Here is a 2761-nt window from a genome sequence, read left to right as displayed (position 1 = left end):
GCAGATATAGCCTCTAAACTTTTAGATATTGAAGCTATTAAATTAAGCATTGAAAAACCTTTTACATGGGCATCAGGTTGGAAATCACCTATCTATTGCGATAACAGACTTTCCTTATCCTACCCCGCTGTGAGAACTACTATAAAGGAGGCTCTGGTAGAAGTGATCAAGTCAAAATATGATAATGTAGAAGCAATCGCTGGTGTAGCTACAGCAGGCATTCCGCAGGGTGCTTTGGTTGCAGAAGCTTTGGATATACCATTCATCTATGTTAGGTCAAAGCCTAAAGGACACGGCATGGAAAATATGATTGAGGGAAAAGTAACTCCAGGCCAAAAAGTAGTGGTAATTGAAGATTTGGTGTCTACAGGGGGCAGCTCATTGAAAGCCGTAGCAGACTTAAGAAACTCAGGTTTTGAAGTACTGGGTATGGCATCCATATTTACTTATGGTTTTGACATAGCCGCTGAAAACTTTAAAGAAGCTAATGTTACTTTAACCAGCCTAAGTAATTACAAACTATTGCTTCAGGAAGCTCTAAAAAGAGGGTACGTTATCGATGCTCAACTTCCTCACCTTGAAAGCTGGAGGTCTAACCCGGCAGCTTGGGGTAAATAGTTAGAACTTCTCCTCTATTCCTAAACCAAAAAGAGCAAAGTCGTACTTTACTGGATCTTTAGGATCAAATTCTCTTAACTTTTCAGTTAACTCGACTGCTGTTAGCCAGTCGGTCTGCTTTCTATTTATAAGGTGAAGCTTTCGTGCTACCCTGTCTACATGCAGATCGCAAGGGCAGATAAGTTCTGAAGGTTTTATTCTTTTCCAGATACCAAAATCCACACCACAATCATCTTGTCGAACCATCCATCTAAGGAACATATTTAATCGCTTGCATGCTGATTTTCGTGCTGGAGTTGCTATGTGTTTTCTTGTTCGCTGAGGAGCATCCGGTAAATCAAAAAACAGGTTATGAAAGTGTTTTAGATTGGCTTCCATTCCGTTGGACTTACCGCCCGGTAAGAAAGCATCTTCTAAAGATTCATGATTTGAATAGTACGCTTTAAGGAAATGAATAAAATACAGTGTGTCAGTGGCATTAAATGTCCGGTGCTTAAAACTTTCAAATCGCTTGAGCTCTGACTCGCTATGATTGAGAATAAACTCATAAGGAGCATTATCCATGGCCGCGAACAGCTCATTGCATTTATTAATAATGGTTATTCTTTGCCCCCAAGCCAAAACTGCTGCAAAAAATCCGGAAATTTCAATATCCTGCTTATTACCAAATTGATGTGGGATAACAATAGGGTCATTCTCTATAAACCTTGGTTGATTGTATTGCTCAACCTTTAAATCTAAAAATCCTTTTAAGTTTAAGGTACTCAAGGAATGTAAGAGACTGTAACTCTGAACCTGGGATCAATGGCGCCTAATCTGTCATAGGCAGCACGAGAAATTTTGATGACCACATTTTGATTCACATCGGTATTAGGTAGTTTTCCGATGACGCGAACAAACACTTCCTGATTGTTCATCTCATTTCTTACTTTCATTATCGTTCCGGGTCTAGCAGAACGATGCAGTGCGAGATATTTTCTATTGCTATCGCCACCAGGTATTTTCTCTGCCAGACCTGCCTCTATAACTTCTTCAAAATTAGTACGGTCACTTTGTTGTACAACATATCGTGTAGTATCTATAGGCAACACATTATCATCTTTTACAACTGGTGAATCAGTATTAACAGGTGGAGGAATAGTGACTACAGTATTATCAACCATAACATCAGGGTTCCCTACTATCAATTCTTGCCCAATACTTATTTCATTAGATTCTAAATCATTCCATTTCTTAATGTCAGATACTTCTACATCATATTTTCTTGAAATGGAAAATAGAGTTTCTGATTGCATTACAACATGAGTCTTGCCTGACCTCGAGACATTGGTTGTCACATTTTGTTCAACCTGCCTGTTCATTTTGTTTATAGTAAGTACCTGCCCGATACTAAGCTCATTACTTGTTAGACCATTCCATTTTTTAATATCTGCTACGCTAACCTCGTAGGTTCTGGAAATAGAAAACAAGGTTTCCTTAGGCTTTACAGTGTGTTTAATGACCTCATTGACAGGTCTACTTCTAGTTATTATAACAGGTTTCTGTTGCGGCTCAGGCTCAATAATTGCTGGCCTTACTACCTCAGGGGCTGGTTTTGCCTCTTGTGTTTCCTTCTCAACAATCGGAATAAGCACAATCATTCCTACCTCAAGGCCAAACTCGGTTGGTGGATTGCTTTCAATGATTTTAAAGATTGGTACATCATATCTTCTGGACAAAGAATATAAGGTTTCACTATCTGCAACCTCGTGCTTAATAAATACTTTACCATCTTTCCTTTCTAAACCAATCGAGTCTTGAGCAAACGTGCCTGAGTAGGCTGAAATCTGAATTGCGCAAAAAATGAGAACTAAAAAATAACGCATATTTCCTTTATAGATAAATAAAAAGTTTCGACTTGTCCTTAACAAAGATAAGCTTGTTATCGGTAACAAAGAAAGTATCTTGACCTACTCCTGAAAGTTCTTCAGCTAATGTCTCTGATAACAAAATATCTTTATTCATACTTACTACTAGCAATTTATTGACCAATTTATCATTTCTAACATAATACGAAATACCAATCCAGCTTTCAGTTTCTAAATATTCTGCTCCAGCCACTATTTCATCTCCATTTAAACCATGGATAAAACGCTTAATAGTA

The 2761-nt window shown here is 38.0% G+C and carries 3 protein-coding genes and 1 pseudogene; 1 reads left to right on the top strand and 3 read right to left on the bottom strand.

Annotated elements, in window-relative coordinates:
- Window positions 1–618, top strand: a 618-nt coding sequence (gene pyrE, locus E1140_RS07625) for an orotate phosphoribosyltransferase (RefSeq protein ID WP_155181229.1), incomplete at its 5' end; no start/stop codon positions are given.
- On the opposite strand, the gene E1140_RS07620 is transcribed toward pyrE, so the two are convergent.
- From E1140_RS07620 to E1140_RS21425, 3 genes and pseudogenes are all read right to left on the bottom strand, one after another.
- A complete protein-coding gene (locus tag E1140_RS07620) occupies window positions 619–1386 on the bottom strand; it encodes a TIGR02757 family protein (RefSeq protein WP_155181204.1) in 768 nt (255 codons plus the stop codon).
- Window positions 1383–2483, bottom strand: coding sequence for a LysM peptidoglycan-binding domain-containing protein (locus E1140_RS07615; RefSeq protein ID WP_155181201.1), 1101 nt, complete (start codon window positions 2481–2483; stop codon window positions 1383–1385). Before E1140_RS07615 ends, E1140_RS07620 begins: the two co-directional genes overlap by 4 nt.
- A gap of 7 nt (window positions 2484–2490) precedes the next feature.
- A pseudogene (locus E1140_RS21425) lies at window positions 2491–2761 on the bottom strand (hypothetical protein); the annotation flags it as partial.

The organism is Fulvivirga lutimaris, assembly GCF_009711525.1.
Classification (GTDB): domain Bacteria; phylum Bacteroidota; class Bacteroidia; order Cytophagales; family Cyclobacteriaceae; genus Fulvivirga; species Fulvivirga lutimaris.
Note: the sequence above shows the minus strand (reverse complement) of the source record. Positions and strands in the feature narration are given on the sequence as shown.

Excerpts from the sequence above, each read along its gene's own strand:
- E1140_RS07615 (WP_155181201.1), bottom strand. The coding sequence starts at position 2,483 with ATGCGTTATTTTTTAGTTCTCATTTTTTGCGCAATTCAGATTTCAGCC.